The sequence below is a fragment of the Nitrincola sp. A-D6 genome (assembly GCF_000764495.1).
Taxonomy (GTDB): Bacteria; Pseudomonadota; Gammaproteobacteria; order Pseudomonadales; family Balneatricaceae; genus Nitrincola.
Map to the genome: position 1 here is coordinate 24708 of NZ_JRLB01000027.1, position 24373 is coordinate 49080.

A 24373-nucleotide genomic window follows, 5' to 3' on the forward strand; every position below is an offset into this window, starting at 1 on the left:
AAAACGGGTCGACTAGCCCGGCAGCAACTGACTACAATGATGGAGAAGTCAAAAGGAACCAGCCTAATGAAATACTGCTCAAATTGCGGTGCGGTGGTTGAACAGAAAATACCCACGGGTGATAACCGTCACCGTTATGTGTGTAACAGCTGCCATACTATCCACTACGAAAACCCCTGTATTATTGCAGGCTGTCTGCCGGTCTATAAGGATCAGGTGTTGTTATGCAAGCGTGCCATAGAGCCACGCTATGGCCTATGGACGCTACCTGCCGGATTTATGGAGAATGGCGAATCTACCGAACAGGCCGCACTGCGCGAAACGCTGGAAGAAGCCAATGCCAGGTGATCATTCGCAGCCTCTACACCATGACATCCATTTTACATGTCGATCAGGTGCAGATGATCTATCTGGCCGATATGCCGGAGCCAAAGTTCAGTATCAGCGATGAATCCCTTGAGGTGGAGTTGTTCCGTGAAGACCAGATACCTTGGGACGCCCTGGCTTTCCCAACCATTACCAACGCGCTGAAGTTTTATTTCAGTGACCGTAAAACCGGCCACTTCCCTCTGCGCCACCTGGCCATGAACCGCAGCCCGGCAGGGGAGCTAAGCTGCGAGCTGGGCACCCATCAATGAGGCACGCCCAGTGCCTCAATTTCCTGCCAGTAACGCTGGTACTCGGGACTGTCCTGACGGGTAAAGTTGAGGTTACGAAACAAGCTGGTCAAATGCACGAAATGCTTACGCACCAACTCTTTGGTGGTCAAGGCTGGCAAGTTTTCCAGACTCCGGGTCAGTAAACGAAACAGGTCTCGCTGCCGGGCAATCGGTACGGAAATATCCACCGGATCGAACGCATCCTGCTGCAGATACACCTGATCCAGACATTGTGACTTCTGCCAGAGAATATAATCCTCCAGCGTTACACCTTCTTCACCGGTCACCTGCATCATCTGCTGTACTTCTTCGCCCTTTCTCAGCAATAGCAGCATTTCACGTACCTGCGGTACCCAATCCTTATCCATATGCTCGGCAAACCAGTCTTCCAGTTGCTCCAGATAGCGTGACCAGGAGATTAACGGGTCCACGGATGGATAAGCACGTTTATAAGCACGCTCAGCACTCAAACCCAGGAAGGTTTTCACCGTGCGCAGCGTTGACTGGGTTACCGGCTCTTCAAAGTTACCACCCGCAGGCGATACCGTACCGATCAGTGTCAGACTGCCCATGGAACCGTCATTGGTGCGCACCAGACCAGCCCGCTCATACAATGCTCGCACCGCTGAATCCAGATAAGCAGGGAAAGCCTCTTCACCAGGAATCTCTTCCAGACGTCCGGAGGTTTCACGCATCGCCTGCGCCCAGCGCGAGGTAGAATCAGCTATCAACAACACGTTATAGCCCATCTGACGATAATATTCGCTGATGGTGATACCGGTGTAGATGGAAGCTTCGCGCGCAGCAACCGGCATGGAAGAGGTGTTACAGATGATCACCGTACGATCCATCAGTGTGCCACCTTTGGGATCAGGCGTTTTCGGGAATTCAGTGATGGTCTCCACCACTTCACCCGCACGCTCGCCACAAGCCACTATAACCACGATATCGACATCCGAATAGCGGGATATCAAGCTTTGCAACACGGTTTTACCTGCACCGAAAGGTCCAGGTATACAGGCTGTGCCGCCTTTTGCTACCGGAAAAAAAGTGTCAATCAAGCGGATAGTGGTCAGCATCGGCTCATGCGGGTACATACGCTCACTGTAACCGGCACGTAACAGATCGCGGTTCACCGGAATACGCACAGGCCAGAACTGTTGCATACACACTTCATGTTCCTGCCCGCGCTGATCACGCAAGCGCACCACCGGTGTGGTGACGGTAAAGCTACCCTCCTGAACCCAGGTCACTTCAGCTTCACCGCGTAAATTAAACGGCACCATGATTTTATGATTAAAGCGCCGTTCCTGAACCTTGCCGAGCACATCACCGGCTTTAACCCGTGAGCCTATTTTAACTAGTGGCTGAAAGGCCCAGTGCTGCTGCTGATCGATACCATCAACATCCAGCCCCCGCGGCAGAAAGAAGCCATGCTGCCCGGCAATCAATTCCAGCGGATTTTGCAAACCATCATAAATTTGTCCGAGAAGTCCTGGACCCAGCGCCACCGAGAGTAGCCGGCTGCTCTGCACCACCACATCACCGATTGAGACACCGCGGGTGTTCTCAAACACCTGCACATCGGCTTCACCATGGCGAACACGCAGCACCTCAGCCTGTAAGCGTTCCTGACGCCCATCGGCTGGCAAGCGTGCGGGACAGATATACACCACCTCGTTTTTGACCAACGCAAAAAACTCGCCTTCACCATCTTTCATCAGACGTATGGTGACAATATCATCGCGCACACCCGCGACGCGCGCGGTTACTGGTGTTGCATTCATGCGTTAAATTCCTCAAACATATTCGCTAGCTGCTGTTGAATACCACTGCTGTGCATTAGCTCATCACTCAGGCCTTCGAAGGCTGTCAGGGCCGCATCGGCATCACCACTCAGACGCTTTTCGGCCAACCCCCAACGCAAGACAAAACAGATTACGGTTTCCAGGGTAAAATGATGGCTGCGTTCCGTAGCCAGCAAATTCTGCCACAGATAGTCATCCATCCTGGTTTGCAGATCCCCTGTGCGGCCTTGCTCAAATAACAGTCCCAGCTCTTCCAGATAATCAACTTGCGTTTCCAGGCCAAAAAAAGGCTCTTGCCAGTGGCGTCGAATCCAGGGTGTCCAGCGCCCAAAGCCCTGAAAGTGCTCTACGGATGTCTCTGGACGGCGGCGGTAGCGAAAAGCGGCCAACAATGTCTGCATTTCCAGACGTAAACCGATGCTGGCCCGCAGAGCTTCTGAAGGAAAACTGTCCAACTGTCGCTGCCACTGCATCACCCGATCACGATCCGGTAAGGTACTATCACCTTTAGATGGCAGATGATAAAGCTGTTCAGCCAGATTCAATAATTGCCGATCTGCATCACTGAGCAAAGTCAGACGCTTTTCCAGCGCAATACGCGACAGGGGTAACTGGGTACACTTCTCCATCTGCTCCTGCAACCAGGGCAGAGCAACTACCAGAGTATAATAGTCCGCCACTAGCGGATCACCCCTTCCAGCAAGGCACGAAAACGCGGCTGCAGGTGTTTCAATAGCACCTGGGCTATGGCTACTTCAGTCAGGTCAATCTCAACTTCCTTACCACTCAAGCGGATGCGTAGTCCCCGGCCCGCATGAGCATCAAAACTAATTCCCTCACGCAGTAATTCAGCCGATAGCGATTGCACAAACTGGCTTAAACGCCCCTGACGATATTCATGAGAGTTGCGGCGCAACTCATCCAGACCAATAAACTCATCCGGCAGCATCACCTCGACTGTATGTCCGTCCAAATGCGACTGATCCCGCACCTTGCCAACCAGCTCCAGTATCAGACGACGCATAAATTCGGCGTTATCCATCTGCTGCTCAACCAGGCGCTCGACCTGATCAGCGAAGCTCAGCGCCATGCTCTCTTTCAGTTCCAGCAACAGATCACGTGCGGCCATTTTTAATGCATCTTCACCGGCCTTGCGTGTCTGTTCAGCATCGCGCCGAGCTGTCTGACGAATGGTTTCGGCATCATGGCGCGCTTCGTCAAGCAGTTGAGCCGCTTTCAGACGCGCGTCCTGCAGCAGCTTATCAGCTTCTGTACGCCCTTTCTGTACGCCCTGATCCCGCAGTTGCTCTATGAGTGCTTCAACGCCGGATGAGGGGTGGTGTTTTTCCTGCTGATTCATATGCCACTCCTAAGCAGGAACACCTGCACTGATAACCAAGGCAAAGATAAAGGCAAATACCGCAAAGCCTTCGACAATCGCCGCCGGAGCCAGCGACATGCCGAATATTTCCGGACGAATTTTGGATACATTGATTGCCGATGCACAGCTGCGACCCTGATAAATGGCACTAAACATCAGCGCCAGCCCACAGAGCAAACCGATACCGGCCAAACCTGCGGCATTCTCAGGGGTTACATCACGATTCAACGCAAACATCACCACGATGCCATAAATCGATTGAGATGATGGCATGGCCGAAATGCCGATATAGCGCCCATGTCCGGTTTCAGTTTCCAGTAAAGCACCCACAGCCGCCTGACCCGCCAGTGAACAGCCGATCATACTGCCTATCGCTCCCAATGCCATCGGGCCGTAAAGCCCAGCCCAGCCCAGGGCCATAATCAGGTTGTCCAAGGTGTAACCTCCTGTTTCGAGAAAGGCCGGAAGGCATAGCCTTCATCTGCCAGACTCCAGTTATAAAATTCAATAAGGTTCAGACGCAGCCCGTGAATCACCCCACTGACCACAGTCAGTATAAAGTTCAGCATATGACCTGCCAATAAAATCAATACTTTAAGAAACATACCAATGCCCGGCAATGCCGTAGCCACATCGGTCGACAGCTGGTTGAAGGTAATAGCCAAAGACGCACTCGCCAGCCCCAGTGCAAACAGACGCAAGTAGCTCAGCACATCACCGAACATTTTGGTAACATTGGTTAACGCCAGTCCACCCTGCAGCAAGCCACGTAACTGCCAGCGCTCCTCCTGACCACTCATTCCCAGTACCATCATCAGACCAAGGGCAAATACCACCCAGTGCAGCAGATGAAAGCCTTGCAGCCAACCCAGTAAGGCTGACAGTACTGCCAGCGCCCAGCCGACCGATGCCCAGGCCTGCAATGACTGACGCCGGACCCAGGCCATCATCAGGTTTCCCAGGATCAAGTGCAATGCACCTATGCTAATTGACAGACGCATCATGTTGTCAAAGTTATTAATATCAATGAATTTTAGCTGCTGCAACCAGTCAAACGGGGCAGCAGCACCAAAGTAACTGCCAACAGCCACTCCCCAGACAAAACTGGCAAGACTCAGTGTTAACCCGAGCGAACGTAGCCGACGCTGCGTTCGGGTGGCCTGCATCGATTTCCAGTAATAGGCCAGAATCGCTCCCAGCAGCAGCGCATAACCCGCATCCGACATAATAATGGCAAAGAAGCCGGTGAAGGAAAAAAACACCACACGTGATGGATCCCAGCTACGGTAGCCCGGCGTCTGAAAAAAGCTCACCACTTCTTGACCACCGCCTAACTGCTCGGAATTTTCCAGCAGTGTGGGGGGATTTCATTCGGATCAGCGTCTTCGATCAACAGCACCAGTCCCTGACTCTCGGCAAAGGCTTGCAGTTCTTGCAATTGCGTCTCGGCGACCCAGCCTTGCAGCGCAAAAATCTCGCCACAATCAAGGGTCTGATCGGCCACTTCAGATAGAAACGCGCTGTCCTGCGTAGCGGCAACACAGCGTTGCAACTGATAAATCCAGCGGGTCAGTGCTTCACGCTCAGCCTCAGCCGACTCTAACTCTATCTCAATATCTTCCAGATCCTGCTCTAACTGGCTCAAGGGGATATTGCCAGTCAAAGTCCGTGCCACCGGCATACGATTGGCATCCGGTTCATGCTCGGACAGCACGACAATATAGGCATGCCGGTTATCCCGGTGAACACAGTGCCAGATCAGCCGGAACGCTCCACCACAGGCATCTGGAAATTTGGTACCAGATAAAACCAGAGTTTCTGCTGCGCCAGGGCATCAGGCTCCGGAAAGCTGAAATCGCCCCAGGGAGTCAGATCAGCAATGCGCTTTTCCAGAAAATCCCGTCGCGACATTAACTCCAGACGCCGGGTACGGCTATGATCGATACGGTCGAGCATCTCAACCAGACTGAACTGGCGTGTGCGCACCACCTGACGGCGTTTTTCGCGACAACTGAGTAAATACTGTAATGCCCGTTTCAGTCGCTCAGGATTGACACTGTCATCTGTCTGCACATGTTGCTGCGGGTCCTGCAATGGGATGATGTGCATCAGACCCAGCGCCTGCAAAGCATCCAGCATCTGCAGTTTTTCTTCAGCCAGACCGATCAATGCGGCTTTTTTAAGTTGCAGAATACTCATGAGGTAAGCGCCTGACGTTTGCTCTTGGCTATTTTTGCGCGTACCACACCAGCACGCTCAGCGTCTGCCAGCGCAATACGGATTTTACGGATATTAGTCTGAGCTTTGGGAATCAATACTTTATCGAAAAGATTTAAGCGCTGTGTGGTTTTCTGCAAGCCCTGATTAAGCAATTCCAGTCGCTTATTCAATATCTGGCGGCGGGTTTTGATCTCCACCACCTGCTGCAACTGCGCTGCGAGTTTATCCAGCCAGTGCTCGGTCCCCAGACAGGAATAGGGATTGATCACTAGCTCCAGTGAGCCTAGCTCTGGCAAGCGGATGCCAACCAGGTTCACCTCTACCAGCTCAATATGCTTCACTCGGACCAGCTCATCGGCACGCCCCTGATAGTTGCTGAGCATACTCAACTGCCCCTTAACACGGGTTTCAACCTCGATCAGCGTCTGATCGTGTTCCCGCAACTGCTGTTGCGTCATTACCCGTGCCGCGAGCAGTTGTTTGCGCTTTAAATCCAGAGCTGGAACAAATTTCTGATAAGCTTTTACCTTGCGCCCTTCCTTGTTCAGGGTGCTTTTGTTCAGTGCCAGGCGCCCCATACGTTAGCCCTGTACAGTCGCAGTATGCGGGAAATACTTGTCTATCAGATCCTGCTTCATCAGCAATTCTTCTGCTTCAAAGCATTCCGCCAGAGTCTTCCAGCAAAGGTCCAGCGCTTTTTCCAACGGCAGTGACACCTTGATATCCATAAAACGCCGCTGGAACAGATCACCGAAGCGCAATAGGCGCTGGTCGTATTCGGTTAACTCAAATGACATGGCTTGCTTCTGCTGCGCATCCTGTGCCGAGGCATAAAAGCGCACCATGGTGTTCATGATTTGGCCATGGTCTTCACGAGTTACTTTACCTATCACATGCTGCTTCAGACGTGACAAAGAACCGAACGGGTCCAACACACCATCATGCAGGTAGAACTGTCCTTCGGTGATGTAGCCGGTATTGTCCGGTACCGGATGGGTAACATCATCACCCGGCATGGTCGTTACCGACAGAATGGTCACTGAACCGGCACCTTTATAGTCGCAGGCCTTTTCATAACGTCGTGCCAGTTGCGAATAGAGGTCACCAATATAACCGCGGTTCGACGGCACGTGCTCCATCGCCACACCCACCTCTTTGAGTGCATCGGCATAGGCCGTCATGTCGGTCAGCAACACCAGCACCCGCTTACCTTCTTCAACCGCAAAGCGTTCAGCCACGGCCAAGGCCATATCCGGCACCAGCAGCGCCTCGACGGTCGGGTCAGAACCCAAGTGGACATACATGACGGTTTTGGCCAGCACCCCCGCCTTTTCAAAAGCCGAGCGGAAGAAATGGTAATCATCGAAGATCAATCCGATTCCACCGAACACTACAACATCGGCATCAGCGTTCGCGCCAATCTGTGCCAACAGCTGGTTGTAGGGCTCTCCGGCAACGGAAAAAATGGGGATTTTCTGACTTTCAACCAACGAATTAAACACATCGATCATCGGTACGTCGGTACGGATCATTCGCGATGCTAACACCCGACGTGCCGGATTAACGGTTGGACCATCAATTTCGATATGCGGCTCTTCGGTCAGATCAGGGCCTGCATCGATGGGCACACCCGCACCGGAAAATATACGTCCAAGAATATTGGTGGAAAAGGCCACCTGCATGGAATGACCCAGAAAACGAATGGTGGCTTTGGTTGAAAGGCCTTTGGTACCGGAAAATACCTGCAGCGATACGGTATCACTACCCAGTTCAATGACCTGAGCAAGGCAAGGCAGCTGTGAGGGATCCAGTGGATTTTCAATCAGCGCCAGATCACCAAAGCCGACAGTGCCGGTTTTGTCACGCTCAGGCTCTGGTACATAGACTTTGACCAGATCACCCACAATTTCCAGAATTCTTGAATAACACAAAAGCAATTGGGACACGGCGCACTTCCTGTATAAAACCCACAGGAAGATTAAGCCATGCTTAAGTTACATTTACAATACAACAGGCTGCCTCAATTACTTAAGATTGAGTACATCCTGCATATCGTAGAGCCCACTGGGCTTCTCTGCCAGCCAGACAGCCGCACGAACCGCGCCTTTGGCAAAAGTCATACGACTGGACGCCTTGTGAGTGATCTCAATGCGCTCACCTTCAGTGGCAAACAGCACGGTATGATCACCCACCACATCGCCAGCACGAATGGTTTCAAAGCCGATCTCTTTGGCCGTACGCGGGCCGGTCTGACCTTCACGACCATACACAGCGCAGGTTTTAAGATCACGCCCCAGCGTATTAGCCAGCACTTCACCCATGCGCAAAGCCGTACCCGAGGTGCATCGACCTTGTGACGATGATGGGCTTCAATCACTTCGATATCATAACCGCCATCATCACCTAAGGCTTTAGCGGCTACTTCCAGCAACTTAAAGCACAGGTTAACACCGATGCTCATATTGGGAGCAAACACCAGGGCAATCTGTTCAGACGCCTGTTGTAAGCGTGCCTTCTGCTCCTCATCCAGTCCGGTCGTACCAACCACCAGTTGCTTGCCATGCGCCTCGCAAAACGCCAGATTCTGCAGGGTCACCTCAGGCGAGGTAAAATCGATCAACAGATCAAAATCATCCTTAACCTCAGCCAGCGAACCACTGAGCTTGACACCCAGTTTGCCCAGACCAGCCAACTCACCTGCATCTGCACCCACCAGCGAACTACCTGGCTCAACGATAGCGGCTGTAAGCTGCGCACCCTCAGCCTGCTGCACGGCGTCTATCAGGGTTTTACCCATACGGCCAGCCGCACCTGTCACTGCTATTCTGATCATCACCTTACCTGCCAAAACCAGCCGACCCTGAATCAGGTCATATCTTCAAAAAATTTCTTCACGGAATCGAAGAAACCATGGCGTTTGGGACTGTGTTTATGCTTACCCTCTTCAGTGGCATCCTGAAACTCGCGCAACAACTCTTTCTGGCGAGCATTCAGGCTTATCGGTGTTTCCACGATCACTTTGACCATCAGATCACCGACACCACCGCCGCGAACCGGGGTGATACCCTTACCACGCAGACGGAACAGCTTGCCTGTCTGGGTTTCAGCTGGCACCTTGAGCTTCACACGGCCTTCCAGTGTTGGCACATCCAGCTCACCACCAAGCGCCGCATCGACGAAGCTGATAGGCACTTCGCAATACAGGTGCTTACCATCGCGCTGAAAGATCGGATGCTCACGCACACTGACCTGCACATACAGATCACCCGCCGGACCACCATTGGCGCCCGCTTCACCCTCACCAGACAAGCGGATACGGTCACCGGTATCCACGCCTGCCGGAATCTTAACCTGCAGAGTTTTATCTTCTCGACACGCCCCTGCCCATGGCAACTACCACAAGGATCAGCAATGACCTTACCGCTGCCGTGACAGGACGGACAGGTCTGCTGCACCGAGAAAAAGCCCTGCTGCATTCTTACCTGACCTATACCACCACAGGTACCACAGGTTTTCGCACTGGTGCCTGGTTTCGCACCGCTACCATGGCAGGTCTCACAGCTTACCAGCGTAGGCACACGCAGGCTTTTTTCGCAGCCACGTACCGCTTCTTCCAGGGTTAAGTCCAGGTTATAGCGCAGATCGGCGCCGCGCTGCACACTGCTGCGTCGCTGACCACCACCGCCGCCACCGAAGATATCCCCGAAGACATCACCAAATATATCGGAGAAATTACCCTCAAAGCCGCCATGGAAACCACCGCCGCCACTCTGCCCATCAACACCGGCATGACCAAACTGGTCATAAGCGGCTTTCTTCTGGGCGTCCGAGAGCACTTCGTAGGCTTCGCTGAACTCTTTAAATTTATCTTCCGCGTCCTTGTCATCCGGATTACGGTCCGGATGATACTTCATCGCCAGGCGACGATAGGCTTTTTTAATATCGCGGTCTGAGGCATCGCGCGGGACACCCAGTAGTTCGTAATAGTCTTTTTTTGACATAGTCCGAATCTGATCCGGTTAACGATGACTCCTGCGGGAGCCGGACACGACAACGCGGGCTGGTGCCCGCGTTGCCTTCATTTCAATAGTTTATGCAGGGTATGAAGGATTATTTTTTGTCATCCTTCACTTCTTCAAACTCTGCATCCACTACGTCTTCTGCGGGCTTTTCTTCGCTCTGAGCAGCATCACCACCCTGTTCAGCGGCAGCGGCGTCAGCATACATCTTCTGCGCCACACCAGACACAGCTTCGGTCAGCGCTTCTGTTTTGCTTTCGATCGCTGCTTTGTCATCACCTTTGAGCGCTTCTTCAAGCTCAGTGATAGCCGCTTCGATCTTGGTTTTTTCGTCTTCAGTCACCTTGTCAGCCGCATCTTTCAGCGTCTTCTTCGCGGTGTGCACCATGGCATCGCCCTGGTTACGTGCCTGTGACAGCTCTTCAAACTTGCGATCTTCATCCGCGTGGGCTTCCGCATCACGTACCATCTGATCGACCTCTTCATCACTCAAACCGGAAGAGGCTTTAATCACGATAGACTGCTGCTTGCCAGTCGCCTTGTCTTTGGCTGACACGTTCAGAATACCGTTGGCATCGATGTCAAAGGTAACTTCAACCTGTGGCACACCGCGTGGCGCTGGTGGAATATCTGCCAGATCAAAACGACCCAGTGACTTGTTCTGATTCGCCTGCTTACGCTCACCCTGTACCACGTGAATGGTTACAGCAGTCTGGTTGTCATCAGCGGTTGAGAACACCTGAGATTTCTTGGTAGGAATCGTAGTGTTCTTATCAATCAGCGGCGTAGCCACACCACCCATGGTTTCAATACCCAACGTCAGCGGGGTAACATCCAGCAGCAGCACGTCTTTGACATCACCCGACAGTACCGCACCCTGAATCGCCGCACCAATCGCTACCGCTTCATCCGGGTTTACATCTTTACGTGGCTCTTTGCCGAAGAATTCAGTTACGCGCTTCTGTACCAGTGGCATGCGTGTCTGACCACCGACCAGAATCACTTCATCCACTTCAGAGGTGGACAGACCGGCATCTTTCAATGCGATCTTGCAAGGCTCCAGTGAACGCTCGACCAGCTCTTCAACCAGTGACTCCAGCTTGGCGCGAGTCAGCTTGACGTTCAGGTGCTTAGGACCTGATGCATCAGCGGTGATGTACGGCAGGTTAACATCGGTCTGCTGTGAAGAAGACAGTTCAACCTTGCTTTCTCAGCCGCTTCTTTCAAACGCTGCAGTGCCAGGGGATCATTATGCAGATCGATACCTGAGTCTTTCTTGAACTGATCAGCCAGGTAGTTGATGATCGACAAGTCGAAATCTTCACCACCCAGGAAGGTATCACCATTGGTCGCCAGCACTTCAAACTGGTGCTCGCCATCTACATCGGCAATTTCGATGATGGAGACGTCGAAGGTACCACCACCCAGGTCATAAACCGCGATGGTTTTATCACCCTTGGACTGATCCATGCCGTAAGCCAGTGCAGCCGCTGTTGGCTCATTGATAATACGTTTAACTTCCAGACCAGCAATCTTACCGGCGTCTTTAGTCGCCTGACGCTGTGAGTCATTGAAGTAAGCCGGTACGGTAATAACAGCTGCAGTGACTGGTTCACCCAGGTAATCTTCAGCGGTTTTCTTCATTTTCTTCAGCACTTCAGCAGAAACCTGCGGTGGCGCCATTTTATTGTCACGCACCTGAACCCAGGCATCACCATTGTCAGCTTTGACAATTTTGTAAGGTACCATTTTGATATCTTTCTGAACTACATCGTCTTCAAAACGACGACCGATCAGACGTTTGATAGCAAACAGGGTGTTATCCGGGTTAGTCACAGCCTGACGCTTGGCAGACTGCCCTACCAGGATCTCACCATCATTGGTAAATGCAATGATGGATGGGGTAGTACGATCACCTTCTGCGTTTTCAATGACACGGGTCTTGTCACCATCCAGGATGGCTACACAAGAGTTGGTTGTACCCAGGTCAATACCAATAATTCTTCCCATTTTAATCTCCGTAATCTTTGCCGCTCGGCGACATGAATTCTGTAATGTATCGATGCAACCTATATGGGGTTGTCTAAATGTATTTCAAGTAATATTACGCTTTCGCTACCATAACCATCGCTGGACGTACCAAACGACCATTCAGGGTGTAGCCCTTCTGCATGACGGCTACTACGGTATTGGGTTCAGCGTCTGGCGCATCCACCATGGACATGGCCTGATGCAATTCCGGATCAAAGACTTCGCCGGTCGGATCAACAGATACCAGATTGAACTTGGCCACACTGCTGACAAACAGATCCAACGTCATTGCTGCACCTTCTCGCAGGGCTTTAGTGGCCTCATCTTCAGCAGGGCAAGCCTCTATAGTGCGCTCAAGACTGTCGAGAACCGGCAGCAACTCCTGGGCAAACTTATCCAGCGCAAACTTATGTGCTTTTTCTACATCCTGCTCGGCACGCCGACGCACATTCTGAATCTCGGCCTGAGCACGCAGCTGCGTATCCAGCACCTCTTTTTTCAGCCGCTCAATTTCATCCCGCGCCAGTGCCAGATCACTCTGTTGCGCATCGCTAGCCTGCTGAGCCTGACTGCCCTCATCACTCACATCATCAACTTCGCCTTCAATCACTTCGGCAGACGTGCTGTCAGGAGCCACATCACCTTCGGCCTTTACCTGCTCAGTGACGTCAAGTGCTTCATCCGACGGTTTCTGCTGATCATTAGCCATCCACTCTCTCCTGTCATATTTCCAAATCTTGAGACTGTCAGATTAATGGGGTCAAAAAAAATGGATTCAACCAGGATCAACTATCTTTTCAACAGCACTTGCAGACCAGCCAAAAATACCTTATACATACTACTGTATAAATAACCATGTATGACGACTATGCTCACACACTTATTGATCAAAAATTTCGCCCTTGTCGACCTGCTGGAACTGGAGCTGAAAGACGGCATGACCGTTATCAGCGGTGAAACCGGCGCAGGTAAATCGATCATGCTCGATGCACTCGGCCTCACTCTCGGCGACCGTGCCGACAGCGATACGGTCAGAGAGGGCGAGGAACGTGCAGAAATTACCGCCAGCTTCGATCTCCAGGCAATCCCTGAAGCGCAAGCCTGGCTCAAGGCACAGGACCTGGAACAGGATCAGGAGTGCCAGATACGCCGCATCGTTACTCGTGAAGGACGCAGCCGCAGCTATATTAACGGCCAGCCCGCGCCACTAAATCAACTGAGGGAGCTAGGCCAGCTACTGGTCAACATCCACGGCCAACATGAGCACCAGCGCCTGCTGCACCGTGAATACCACCGGGTATTATTGGATGATTATGCTCAACAAGCCACTCTGGCAGAGCAGGTTCGTCAGCAATACAACCGCTGGCAGAAGCTCAGCCAATCACTGCAACAACTGACTGACGACAGCGCCGAAAAAACGGCCCGCACCCAATTACTCAGCTACCAACTGGAAGAACTGGCACAACTGGACCTGCAGCCCGACGAATTGACCGAGCTGGAGAACGAACAGAAAACCCTGGAAAATGCCGGCCACCTGCTGCAAACAGGTCATCAGTTGATTGAGATCACCTCTGAGCATGAAGAGCAGAACTGTGTCAGCCTGCTAAACCAGTGCCAGCACTTACTGCAGCAACTGACAGTCACAGCGCCAACACTCACCCAAGTGAGTGAAATGCTCAATAATGCCCAGATTCAAATTGAAGAAGCCAGTCACGAACTGCGTCACTACCTTGACCATATCGAGATCAGCCCGGAGCGCCTGCTAACAGTTGAAGAGCGCCTGACAGCGATTTATGACATTGCCCGCAAACATCGCATCCAGCCGCAACAGCTACCCGCCTTTCAAGCTGAGTTACAAGCGGAAATGGACAGCTTACACCGCTCAGACGAGGCTCTCGACCAGCTTCACCAGGAGGTTCAGACTGCCAGGAACAGTTATATTGAGCTAGCCGCTCGCTTAAGCAAAGCGCGCGCGCAACACGCCAGCAAACTCAGTAAAGCCGTGGACGGTCAACTGCACAATCTGGGCATGATTGCCGCACACTTTAGCGTCAGCTTGAATGAACTTCCGGAAACCCGCTGGAATGCTAATGGTATGGAGGATGTAGAGTTTCTAATTGCAGCCAACCAAGGGCAAACCGCGCGTCCTTTGGCCAAGGTTGCCTCAGGTGGTGAACTGTCGCGTATCAGTTTGGCAATTCAGGTGATTACTGCACAAACATCCAGCACACCTACACTGATATTCGATGAAGTGGATGTAGGGATCGGTGGTGCCATCGCCGAAGTGGTGGGTCGCTTGCTGCGTGAGCTTGGTGAGCGCACACAAATACTCTGTGTAACGCATCAACCACAAGTGGCGTCACAGGGTCATCAGCATCTTTATGTCAGCAAGGCCAACCAGAAACAAAAGACACGCACGCGTATCAACCAACTTGAACCTGAGGCCCGCTTACAGGAGATTGCCCGGATGCTCGGTGGCATTCAAGTAACGGACGCCACACTCACACATGCCAGGGAGATGCTCGAGCGATAAGAGCATCTCCACTCGGGCACAGGGTCGCCCGATGAATCAATCACATATTGTCTTTGAACTGCCCGTACAAATACAGCGTGCGATCAGCAATTACAAAGCCATTTTTTTCAGCAATTTCATCCAGTAACAGGCTTAAACGTGGGTCATTAAACTCACAGACTCTACCTGTTTTGACACAAACCATATGATCATGATCATCCTCACGTGCCAACTCAAACACGGAGTGACCACCCTCGAAATGATGGCGTGAGACCAGACCCGCTGATTCAAACTGAGTCAGGACCCGATACACGGTTGCCAGACCGACATCTTCACCGGTTTCCATCAACAATTTATAAATATCTTCTGCACTAAAATGCTCTCCCTCGCCGGCTCTTTCCAGCAACTGATATATTTTTACCCTTGGCAAGGTAACTTTAAGCCCCGCTTTACGGAGTTCTTGATTCTCTAATGCCATAATCTATCTCTATTTACTATGCGGTTTGGGATCTGCAGTGGTAGACTTCATTATCAATGTTTATGCGACAAAGTGGAAGTTATTTACCGATGCGAAAGATCTTGATAGTTCTCTTGGCCAGTTTTTTAATCTCCGGCTGTTTTCCCGGTGTTCATAAAATTGACATTCCCCAGGGCAATGTTGTCACTCAGGATATGATAGACCAATTACGTCCTGGTATGACTCACAGCCAAGTCCGTTTTATCATGGGAACTCCGCTAATTACAGACACCTTCTCTGATAACCGCTGGGATTATTTGTACAGCTTTCAAAAAGGCGGCAGTCAACGTGAGCAGGAACGCATAACCCTGTATTTTACCCAAGGCCAGCTAACACGTTTCAGTGGTGACTTCCGTCCCACGGCAGCCACCCCCTCAGAATAAGCTAAATCAGCAAAGGTCTTCAGGCTTCAGCCTTGACCTTTGCTGCTTTCTCAGCCGCTTTACGTGCGCGTATCTCTTTCGGATCTGCCAGTAATGGGCGATATATTTCAACGCGATCACCCGCCCGCAACACAGTTGCAAAAGGATCCTTCACGGCTTTACCAAAGATGCCTACCGGATCCTTATCTGGATCTATATCAGCAAAATACTCATTCATACGCGACAACACTACCGCTTCGTGAACAGTGGTTCCTTCATGTACATTCAACGCGATAATTTTTTGCTCATCGGGCAGGGCATAAGCCACCTCTACCGGAATCATACTATTGTCCTCAACCATAGAGTTTATCTGCCCGCTCCACAAACACATCAACCATAGTGGTTGCTACTGATGTAAAAACCTTGTTCAGCGCCAGACTGGCAAGCTTGCCGGCAAAATCATAACGCATTACAAATTCTACCTTGCAAGCATCTTCACCTAACGGCGTAATGTTCCACACTGCGCTAAACGTTGAAAAAGGCCCCTCAACCAAAGACATATCCATAAACACCGGCCGCCGTTTGCAATTACGCGTAGTAAAACTATAGTGTAATCCAGCTTTGGCAACATGCAAGGTTGCCTGTATTTCATCCTCAGATTCGCTAATCACCTGGGTCTTGGAACACCAGGGTACAAAATCGGGATAGCGACTGACATCATTGATCAGATCAAACATCTGCTCGGCCGTATGCAGCACCAGAGCACTCTTATGAATTTCGGTCATGCGGCTCCTGCCCGGTTAATGTCAAAAGGACATATTATACAGATTTGTCACAAAAATGAGCCCGATTGCCAAGGGGCCAGATAACGTAGACAGAAACGCCACAGATAATACAACACCAGCGACTGACTCAGTTCACTCTGCGTAATGCGACGACACAACATCCAACCCGCAAAGAGCGTAAAAGCCAAGCCAACCAAAGGTAGCAATAAGTAGGTGGTGACAAAGTTCAATAGATCAAACAGATCCATCCCAAACAGCCGAATGCCAGACAAATGACTGAATGAAAACAGCACGATCAAACTCAGCAACCAAGAGCCCCCACACTCACGCATGCCGCCACAGGTCGGGGCAGAGCAAAACTCTGCTCGAGCAAGGCCGTCGCCGGCTCTAACAATGAGATCACCGAAGTCACCGCCGCAAAGCCCACCAGCAGAAAAAATATCACACACAGCACCTGACCAGCATGCATCTGCCCAAAAGCCACTGGTAAAGTAATAAACAGCAAACCCGGTCCTGACGCTGGCTCCATCTGGGCCGCAAACACTACCGTAATCACCACCATACCCACCAGCAGTCCCAACACAGTATCCAGCACGCCAACACAGGCGACCGTCTGCCCTATGGATTCCTTACGGCTCAGATAGGCACCATACGTCATCACCACACCCATCCCCAATGACAGGGTGAAAAATGCATGGCTCAGCGCAGCAATAAACATACCTGCATCGATCCGATCAGGATGGAAAGCAAACAGATAATGATAAGCCTGCGCAAAATAACCGGAGTTATAAGCATAAACCAGCAGGATAAACAGCAGCAGCAATAGCAAGGGCATCAGGTAGCGGATGGCACGATCCAGCCCGCGGCGGACACCAGCCCCCAGGATCAGCAACACCACCAGCATAAAAATACTGTGACTGATCAGCAAAGATTCCGGCGCATTCAGCATAGCGGCAAAAAAATCACTTGCCTGTTCAGCACCGACATCAACCAGCAGACCAGCTGACAGGGAGAAAATGTAGTGAAAAATCCACGCAGCAACCACCGCATAGAAAGAAAAAATCAGCACTCCCGTCAATACAGCCAACCAACCAGCCCAAACCCAGCGAGGCGATGCACCCGCCTCCTGACTTAATATCTGCATTGACTGCACAGGGTTACTGCGGGTTCTGCGCCCCAGTAAGACCTCAGCCATCATGATCGGCACACCCACCAGCAACACACAAAACAGATACACCAGTATAAAGGTGCCACCGCCCTGCTCTCCCGTCAGATAAGGAAATTTCCAGATATTCCCCAAACCTGCGGAGGAACCCAGCAGCGCCAGAATAAAGACACTGCGATGAGACCAGAGCTCCTGAGCTTTTCGACCTGTCTGCATAAATTCGCTTCCTGACTCACGCTCAACCCATGGCAGAAAACTTTCTACCCTTGAACGTACCAGCTATATGAAAGCCCAAGTAAAACAGCTTTCAAAGCCTCTGTCTCGTCTATATAATTCGCACATGTCAAAAAAGAAAGCAAAACCTACCAGTTCAACTATCTGCCAGAACAAAAAGGCACGCCACGAATATAGCATTGAACAGAAGTTCGAAGCTGGTGTAGCCCTGTCTGGCTGGGAAGTTAAAAGTCTACGCGCTGGCCGCGCTCAGTTGGTTGACTCCTATGTAGTCCTCAAGGATGATGAAGCCTGGCTGGTTGGCGCTCACTTCACCCCGATTATTTCCACCTGCACCCATGTTCTGGCCGACCCGCGTCGTGACCGCAAACTGCTGTTGCACAGACGTGAAATCGACCGGCTGATGGGCGCTACACAAGCCAAAGGCTATACCTGTGTTGCACTCGCACTCTACTGGAAACAGGGACGGGTCAAGTGCGAAATCGCACTGGTAAAAGGCAAAAAGCAACACGATAAACGTGCAGCAGAAAAAGAGAAAGACTGGGCTCGCCAGAAACAACGCATCATGGCAGCGCTGCCTGATTAAAGCAACAGTTCTCTTTTATAGCAAAAACCACACAACTTAAGGTGTATAAGCTTGTAGTCAACGCGTAGATCAGCATAATACTATGAATCCTCTCAAAAAAAGGTGCCATTATGCTGAATCAGATGAACGTAGTTACCCGCCTGATTGTTTTAAGCGTATTCCCAGTTTTAGTCATCATTGCGAGCTTTTCAATCGCAGTAAAAGACATGCAATTACTGAACCAAAACACGCAGTCTCTTTACACCGATGCCGTAATCCCTCTGCGCCAGCTGAAAATAACCTCCGATGCCTTTGCAGTAGCCGGAGTTGATGCCTTTCAAAAATTCCGCGCCGGAGTTTTACTTGAACCAGAATTACGAGCACAGATTGAAGCGGCCGAAAGTGCAGGACAGGAAGCCTGGGCACTCTTTCTTCAAAGCGACATAAGTGATACTGAAAAAGCGATGATCAAACAAGCTGAAGGGCACCTACAGACCGTTTTAAATACCCAAAATGAATTTCTGGAACAAGCGGCCTCAGGCCATCTTCGCTTACTCGATCTACCCACCTTCAACACTCGCCTGTTTAGTGCTTATGAGCCCCTGTCAAACACATTAAACGAATTGATTGATTACCAGTTGAGTGCTGCTTCTACACTACGAAATCAAGCTGATGCCCAGTATATCCGTGACCGCAACATGTTTGTGATTGTTGGAATACTGGTGGTGATTATATCGAGCCTGCTGGCATGGCGCGTGTCGTTGTCGATTCAACGGCCAATTCGGAAACTGGTTGATGTTGTTAGTGAAATAGGTACGAATTCAAACCTGACTCTTCGCGCCCCGATTGAAGGTAAAGACGAGCTATCTCAATTAGGTACCCAGTTCAACGGCATGATGGATCACTTCCAGCAACTGATCCGCAATCTTGGCAACGCCACCGACCAGTTAGCCGCAGCCGCCGAAGAGATGAGTGCCATCAGCAGCCAGGTCAGCGGTGGCGCCCGTGATCAGGAACAGCAAACTACCATGATTGCGACAGCCATTAATGAAATGACAGCCGCCATCACTGAAGTGGCCACCAATGCACAGAATGCCTCCAGCTCGGCTGAACAAGCCAATGAGCAGGCTAACGCAGGCCTGGAACGCACACGCCAGACCCGCAAAGCTATTGAAGCGCTGGCCGGCAGCATTGAAACTTCAGCCGAACGTATTGGTAATCTGGACGCCCAGGCCGATAAAATTACCGAAGTTCTCGATGTCATAGAATCCATTGCAGAGCAGACCAACTTACTGGCCCTCAATGCTGCCATAGAAGCTGCACGTGCTGGCGATGCTGGCCGCGGTTTTGCCGTCGTTGCTGATGAAGTACGCAACCTGGCTGGAAATACCCAGCAATCCACTGAGCGCATTCAACAAAGCATCAGCGATCTGCAAAGCGTTGCCAAGGAAGCGGTTAAAGAGATGCAAAAATCCACTCAAGCCGCCCGGGATGGTGTCGATAATGCGCGCGCCAATGGTGAAACCTTCGATGCCATGAGCGCCGCTGTCAGTACCATTCTGGATATGAACGTGCAGATCTCCTCAGCTACCGAAGAACAAACTGCCGTAGCCAACGAAATCAATCAAAGTGTTCACAACGTCGCTCAGATTGTCAGCGAAGTGGTCAGTGGCGCCGACCAGACCGCCGAGGCCAGCCAGCTACTGACCGAACTTGCCCAGCGCCTGAAAACCGAAGTGGAGCAGTTCAAAGTATAAAACAGCTGACGGTGGTGCTTTAGCTTTCCACCGTCATGCTATATACTGCACTCGTTATCTGGGGGTGACATGGCTTCGACGCTGATTACGAACCCTTGGGTGCATGCCGAGAACGTGATGATTCTCGTAAATCCCTCATCACACAGTTATAGTTGCAAACGACGATAACTACGCTCTAGCCGCTTAAGTCGGCTAGCGCTGCACTCTAAGGTGTCTGTAACTCAGAGGTTCGCAGTGTCATATGAGACAGAATCGCCCGGATGCTTTGCTCTAAGCTGAACGGTTAAAACTAAAAGAGCTCGCCCAAAACACCCTGGCTCTCGGGTCGTGACGGGTTAATTGAATAGAGAAGCCTAAGCATGTAGATCTTAAGGCAGAGGATTGGCGGACGCGGGTTCGAAACCCGCCACCTCCACCACCCCTACCCGATTGGTGACACTCACAGGTGACACTGGGGGTTCTCAATGAATTCGTCCCTACCCTACACATACCGATCCTCGGCAGGCAATTTTTTTGTCCGTTATCCTGTCCGCTGATCTTCGCGAATCGTTAGACATACCTCCACGTGAAATTGACGCTTTCTGAAAACCCTCTCTACTGTGGTCCAGGGTAACATCCGCACCTCCAGGTGGGTGCGATTAGTTACCCAATGACAACACAGAAGCACTGACCGCTCTACTCTTCTGGTTCTTTACGCAAGCGAAATATCAGTAGTTCTCCCATACGGTCTACCGCCAGCACATATACCGGCGCTTCCTCTGAATGCCAGTTAGCCCAGTCGTTAACACTTAACACACCTGTATTCTGGTCATAACTGATACCTGCAGAGAGTGGCGATCCGTCTTGTCCAAATACCGACAAGATCGCGACAATATCAGGAAAATCGTTACGCACTTCATCAAGCAGCAATGAGTTACCAACACCAAGCTGAATCAGAGAAAGCGACAACTCCAGTATATTTACCGGTAAAGCGTCCAGATCTAGCCTCTCTGAACGGCTAGTGCTATTGCCGTCCGACGTCTCTGTCGTAGTAGTTACGATACCATCGGCTGATAGAGATACCGTGATGGTGCTGCCATCGCTATTGAAGATCGTTGTTGAACTACCATCCTGGCTCATCGGTGAAGGGCTGCTACCTATGCCAGAATCCAATATCGGTGCGGGACTAAAGGAATCACTAGCTCCACTAACAAACGCTCCGGGCTCCACATGCAGTGTTGACAACCGATCTTCCGTAGAGGCAATACCGGTTAACAATACAGAGTTGGCCGAGTTGACCTTGAGTAATCCCGAAAAACGGTTATTAGCATTATTAAGTACAATGTCACCCGTGCCCGCTGTTAGGCTGGTTGCACTGGCCACACGCAATGGTTCTGTTTGGGTGATGTTGCCGTTATTGGTCGTCGTGCTCAGATCACCACGCACCGTGGTGTCACCAAAGCTGGTGCTACTATTGGTGCCGGTAGTGGTAGTAGTCAGGTTCTGGCTATTGCCTGAGACCGTCATAGTATCGACTGAGGTCAATGTGCTGTTGCCAGTCACATTCAGGTCAGCTGCCAATGCACCTCCCGCATCAAGCTTGGCGTTACCACTGGCGTTAATGTTGACGGGTTCAAGATCGTTAATGTCATTTAAAGTGATATCGGCACCGGTCGCATTGACCAAACCATTGAAATCGTTGGCACCATCCAGAGTGATATTGCCTTTTGCGGTCAAGTCGCTCGGGCCGCTCACCACCATCAGCGTGCTGTTTTCGCCTTGGCTGATCGAGCCATTTTTTGCCTTCAATGCCAGACTGTCAGCATTGATCTCGTTATTCAACGCAAGATCATTTTGTGCCGTGGCATCCAGTTTACCACTGGCTGTAATGTCACCAAGTTCAAGAGCATTGATGTCATTTAAGGTGATGTCTGCACCTGTTGCATTGACCAGCCCCTTGAAGTCGTTGTTTCCATCCAGGCTAATGTCACCTGCCGCGATCAAATCGCTTGGTCCGCTCACGACGGTGAGTGTGCTGTCTTCACCTTGGCTGATCGAACCGTCTTCGGCTTCCAAAGCCAGAGTGTCGGCATTGATCTCGCCACTCAGGGCAAGGTCATTTTGTGCCGTGACATCCAGTTTACCACTGGCGTTAATGTTGCCGAGTTCAAGATCATTACTATCATTCAAGGTAATGTCAGTACCCGAAGCATTGACCAGACCATTAAAGTCGTTGGCGCCGTCCAGAGTGATGTCAATTGCTGCGTTCAAGTCGCTCGGACCGGTTATGACAGTAAGAGTGCTGCTGCCACCTTGGCTGATTGATCCCTCTTTGGCCTCTAGAGCCAGACTGTCGGCATTGATCGTACCACTCAGCGTGAGGTCGTCTTGTGCCGTAGCGTCCAGTTTACCGCTGGCAGTAATGTCGCCGAGATCAAGCACGTTAATGTCATTCAAAGTGATATCGGCACCCGTCGCATTGACCAGACCATTGAAATCATTGGCGCCATCCAAAGTAATATCGTAAGCAGTTGCCGGAACCTCCTCTCCATTGCTGGCCACAAGTGTCGTTGCACCTGTCACCACAATGGAGGAGTCTTCTTCCTGCTCAATCGCACCATTTGTGCTGGTCACATTTAAGAAGCCCGTCGTACTGATGTCACCCAGCGTCAAGCCACCAACACCATCCACCAGTGTAATGTCTTGCCAGCTACCATAGTTGGCACCCACAAACGATACAGCCCCACCAAAATCATTATCCGCTGCATTAAGCAACGCAATTTGGTCGGTACCGGCATCGGCGGTGAAGGTTGAGGCTCCCGTAACAACCAAGCTGTATCAGCAACCTGAGAAACGCCACCTGACACACCAGCAGCCTGTGTAGTACTCAATAAATTACCGCCTACATGTGCGTCACCAAAGATGATTTTTCCTGGGGTGCTTAGCGTCAAGTCGCCGCCCGAGCTGATAAGCGTACCAACGCTTTGGGTTATACTGCCAGTAGTGGCGCGAAGACTGATATCACTATCCCTTGACGTTAAATTGCTATTAACTTCAATTCCACCACCATATACCGAAATCGACCCCGCGATATCGAGTAGGGAATTAATAATGATGTTTGCCGTATTTGTTGCTTTGCCAAGGGTTAGACCGCCCAAATCCGAACCAAAACTCCAGTCGCCAGTATTGAACACACTCGTAAAGCTGTCACCCGCAGACTCGATGCGCAACTGCCCAGCTCCAGTGAAGCTTTTATTAGCTGGACTGGGCGCATCATTCAATATTACCAGCGTGCCAGCATTAATGGCTGTCGCACCCATGTAGGTATTATTGCTAGTCAGGGTGAAACTGCCAGAGCCTTGTTTTGTCAGTCCCCCGCTACCACTAATAACACCAGTGAAGGTGGTGTCATTGCTATCGCCCAGGGTTAAGGTGTTGGCACCCAAGATGACATTACCGACGCCAGCCAGTGATGCAATGGTGTCGCTTGCGCCCAGTTCATAAACGGCACCCGATGCGACTGTGACTGCAGTGCTGTCACTCAAGCTACCCGTCACCGTTAATGTGCCCGCGTTGATTATCGTGGCACCGCTGTAGGTATTTGCTCCAGCTAAGGTCAAGGTGCCTGCGCCGACTTGCGTCAAACCAGCCGTACCTGACACTTCACCTGAGATGGTTGATACCGCTGAGTTTGTTATCGTGATTAGGGTATCTGTTTTAACTGCATCAGCGGTCAAAGTGCTTGTCGTTACACTGATGTTTTTAAGGGATGTTGTGCTACCCACTGCACTATCAAAGAGGGTATCGCCCGTACCTGTTGATATGGTGAGTGATTCTGTGTTTGCTGTGGTGCCATTGAGTCTATCGCTGAATGTCACATCGGCGTCAGTGGTGGTAAATGTCGTATCCCCGATAAGCTCTACTGCACCCGTATAGGTTTGGCTTGCCGTAGTGCTGACGCTACCATGGAGCTTGGTCAGACCGGCTGTGGTAAATGAACCTGCTACAGATAAGTTATGCGTATTAGCCGCCGTGCCCATTACGAAGCCACCCGTATTACTTAGGGTCGTGTTTGCACCCAAATTCGATGTGCTTGAAGCATCAGTCTGAGCAATCTTGAATGTGAAATCTGTATCTGCGGTCTGCAGGTTAGCTACATTCAACCCACCACCAATGGTTATCGTGCCTGTTTGGTCCCCGGCATCAAATACAGTCGTCTCACTTTGTAGGATGCGCGCATAACCATGGCCAGCCTGGCCTGTTTGCGTGCCACCACCTGTTGAGGGCATCGAGGCATTACCTGCCGTCGTTCCACCATTTTCGACCCCACCTATATAGGACGAGCCGCCACCGCCGGCACCAGGAGTAGAACCACTGGA

20 protein-coding genes, 1 other RNA gene and 5 pseudogenes are annotated in these 24373 nt (G+C 51.3%); 6 read left to right on the forward strand and 20 right to left on the reverse strand.

Translation table 11 applies throughout. The features are described 5' to 3' along the window. Positions 1-66: 66 nt before the first annotated feature. Positions 67-638 (forward strand): annotated as a pseudogene (locus tag LH51_RS05410) (NUDIX hydrolase). On the opposite strand, the gene LH51_RS05415 reads toward LH51_RS05410, so the two are convergent. The 13 genes and pseudogenes from LH51_RS05415 to grpE form a co-directional block, all read right to left on the reverse strand. Then, a complete protein-coding gene (locus LH51_RS05415; RefSeq protein WP_036520535.1) occupies positions 632-2446 on the reverse strand; it encodes a V-type ATP synthase subunit A in 1815 nt (604 codons plus the stop codon). The pseudogene LH51_RS05410 and the gene LH51_RS05415 overlap by 7 nt on opposite strands. After that, positions 2443-3147, reverse strand: coding sequence for a DUF2764 family protein (locus LH51_RS05420; RefSeq protein WP_036520537.1), 705 nt, complete (start codon positions 3145-3147; stop codon positions 2443-2445). Before LH51_RS05420 ends, LH51_RS05415 begins: the two co-directional genes overlap by 4 nt. Further along, positions 3147-3827, reverse strand: coding sequence for an ATPase (locus tag LH51_RS05425; RefSeq protein ID WP_036520540.1), 681 nt, complete (start codon positions 3825-3827; stop codon positions 3147-3149). The genes LH51_RS05420 and LH51_RS05425 overlap by 1 nt, the downstream gene beginning before the upstream one ends. A gap of 9 nt (positions 3828-3836) precedes the next feature. After that, complete coding sequence (locus LH51_RS05430; protein WP_036520543.1) at positions 3837-4283, reverse strand: ATP synthase subunit C; 447 nt, start codon at positions 4281-4283, stop codon at positions 3837-3839. Further along, positions 4271-5161, reverse strand: coding sequence for a hypothetical protein (locus LH51_RS22220; RefSeq protein WP_235263538.1), 891 nt, complete (start codon positions 5159-5161; stop codon positions 4271-4273). Before LH51_RS22220 ends, LH51_RS05430 begins: the two co-directional genes overlap by 13 nt. A gap of 17 nt (positions 5162-5178) precedes the next feature. Then, entirely contained in the window at positions 5179-5562 is a 384-nt protein-coding gene (locus LH51_RS22225; RefSeq protein ID WP_235263539.1) for a hypothetical protein, read from the reverse strand. 44 nt (positions 5563-5606) lie between these two features. Beyond that, positions 5607-6047, reverse strand: coding sequence for a hypothetical protein (locus LH51_RS22230; protein WP_235263540.1), 441 nt, complete (start codon positions 6045-6047; stop codon positions 5607-5609). Further along, the gene (locus LH51_RS05440; protein ID WP_036520546.1) at positions 6044-6646 is read right to left on the reverse strand and encodes a V-type ATP synthase subunit D; all 603 of its coding nucleotides are present in this window, start codon (positions 6644-6646) and stop codon (positions 6044-6046) included. The genes LH51_RS22230 and LH51_RS05440 overlap by 4 nt, the downstream gene beginning before the upstream one ends. A gap of 3 nt (positions 6647-6649) precedes the next feature. Further along, positions 6650-8014: a V-type ATP synthase subunit B gene (locus LH51_RS05445; protein WP_036520548.1), complete on the reverse strand. Its 1365-nt coding sequence runs from the start codon at positions 8012-8014 to the stop codon at positions 6650-6652. 78 nt (positions 8015-8092) lie between these two features. Then, positions 8093-8901: pseudogene (gene dapB / locus LH51_RS05450) on the reverse strand (4-hydroxy-tetrahydrodipicolinate reductase). 32 nt (positions 8902-8933) lie between these two features. Further along, positions 8934-10069: pseudogene (dnaJ, locus tag LH51_RS05455) on the reverse strand (molecular chaperone DnaJ). Positions 10070-10178: 109 nt separating this feature from the next. Next, a pseudogene (dnaK, locus tag LH51_RS05460) lies at positions 10179-12097 on the reverse strand (molecular chaperone DnaK). Between the two features lie 94 nt (positions 12098-12191). After that, positions 12192-12827 carry a nucleotide exchange factor GrpE gene (grpE, locus tag LH51_RS05465; protein ID WP_036520550.1) on the reverse strand — a complete coding sequence of 212 codons (636 nt, stop codon included), beginning with the start codon at positions 12825-12827 and terminating at the stop codon, positions 12192-12194. A 159-nt stretch (positions 12828-12986) separates the two neighbouring features. Between grpE and recN the strand changes: the two genes are divergently transcribed. Then, positions 12987-14651 (forward strand): DNA repair protein RecN, encoded by a 1665-nt coding sequence (gene recN, locus LH51_RS05470; RefSeq protein WP_036520552.1) that lies wholly within the window; start codon positions 12987-12989, stop codon positions 14649-14651. Positions 14652-14691: 40 nt separating this feature from the next. Here the strand turns inward: recN and fur are convergent, their stop codons facing one another. Beyond that, a complete protein-coding gene (gene fur / locus LH51_RS05475) occupies positions 14692-15108 on the reverse strand; it encodes a ferric iron uptake transcriptional regulator (protein WP_036520554.1) in 417 nt (138 codons plus the stop codon). Between the two features lie 113 nt (positions 15109-15221). On the opposite strand from fur, the gene LH51_RS05480 reads away from it, so the two are divergent. Continuing rightward, positions 15222-15530: an outer membrane protein assembly factor BamE gene (locus tag LH51_RS05480; protein WP_327124347.1), complete on the forward strand. Its 309-nt coding sequence runs from the start codon at positions 15222-15224 to the stop codon at positions 15528-15530. A 19-nt stretch (positions 15531-15549) separates the two neighbouring features. Here LH51_RS05480 and LH51_RS05485 read toward each other — a convergent pair whose 3' ends face one another. The 4 genes from LH51_RS05485 to LH51_RS05495 are packed head-to-tail and all read right to left on the reverse strand — an operon-like array spanning position 15550 to position 17675. Further along, positions 15550-15870 carry an RnfH family protein gene (locus tag LH51_RS05485; RefSeq protein WP_235263541.1) on the reverse strand — a complete coding sequence of 107 codons (321 nt, stop codon included), beginning with the start codon at positions 15868-15870 and terminating at the stop codon, positions 15550-15552. After that, positions 15863-16294 carry a type II toxin-antitoxin system RatA family toxin gene (locus tag LH51_RS05490; RefSeq protein ID WP_036520559.1) on the reverse strand — a complete coding sequence of 144 codons (432 nt, stop codon included), beginning with the start codon at positions 16292-16294 and terminating at the stop codon, positions 15863-15865. Before LH51_RS05490 ends, LH51_RS05485 begins: the two co-directional genes overlap by 8 nt. Before the next feature lie 47 nt (positions 16295-16341). After that, complete coding sequence (locus LH51_RS19875; RefSeq protein ID WP_081960676.1) at positions 16342-16602, reverse strand: hypothetical protein; 261 nt, start codon at positions 16600-16602, stop codon at positions 16342-16344. Further along, positions 16596-17675, reverse strand: a complete 1080-nt coding sequence (locus tag LH51_RS05495) for a sodium-dependent transporter (RefSeq protein ID WP_081960677.1) — start codon at positions 17673-17675, stop codon at positions 16596-16598. The genes LH51_RS19875 and LH51_RS05495 overlap by 7 nt, the downstream gene beginning before the upstream one ends. Before the next feature lie 124 nt (positions 17676-17799). On the opposite strand from LH51_RS05495, the gene smpB reads away from it, so the two are divergent. The 3 genes from smpB to ssrA all read left to right on the forward strand — a co-directional run bounded on the left by smpB (position 17800) and on the right by ssrA (position 20433). Continuing rightward, positions 17800-18279: an SsrA-binding protein SmpB gene (smpB, locus tag LH51_RS05500; protein ID WP_036520560.1), complete on the forward strand. Its 480-nt coding sequence runs from the start codon at positions 17800-17802 to the stop codon at positions 18277-18279. A gap of 110 nt (positions 18280-18389) precedes the next feature. Next, complete coding sequence (locus LH51_RS05505) at positions 18390-20015, forward strand: methyl-accepting chemotaxis protein (protein ID WP_036520561.1); 1626 nt, start codon at positions 18390-18392, stop codon at positions 20013-20015. Between the two features lie 60 nt (positions 20016-20075). Further along, positions 20076-20433, forward strand: a transfer-messenger RNA (tmRNA) gene (ssrA, locus tag LH51_RS19880). Positions 20434-20690: 257 nt separating this feature from the next. On the opposite strand, the gene LH51_RS22235 is transcribed toward ssrA, so the two are convergent. Both LH51_RS22235 and LH51_RS22240 read right to left on the reverse strand, forming a co-directional pair. Next, positions 20691-22826 carry a beta strand repeat-containing protein gene (locus LH51_RS22235; RefSeq protein ID WP_235263543.1) on the reverse strand — a complete coding sequence of 712 codons (2136 nt, stop codon included), beginning with the start codon at positions 22824-22826 and terminating at the stop codon, positions 20691-20693. 461 nt (positions 22827-23287) lie between these two features. Continuing rightward, positions 23288-24283, reverse strand: a pseudogene (locus LH51_RS22240) (autotransporter-associated beta strand repeat-containing protein); the annotation flags it as partial. Between the last annotated feature and the right edge of the window lie 90 nt (positions 24284-24373).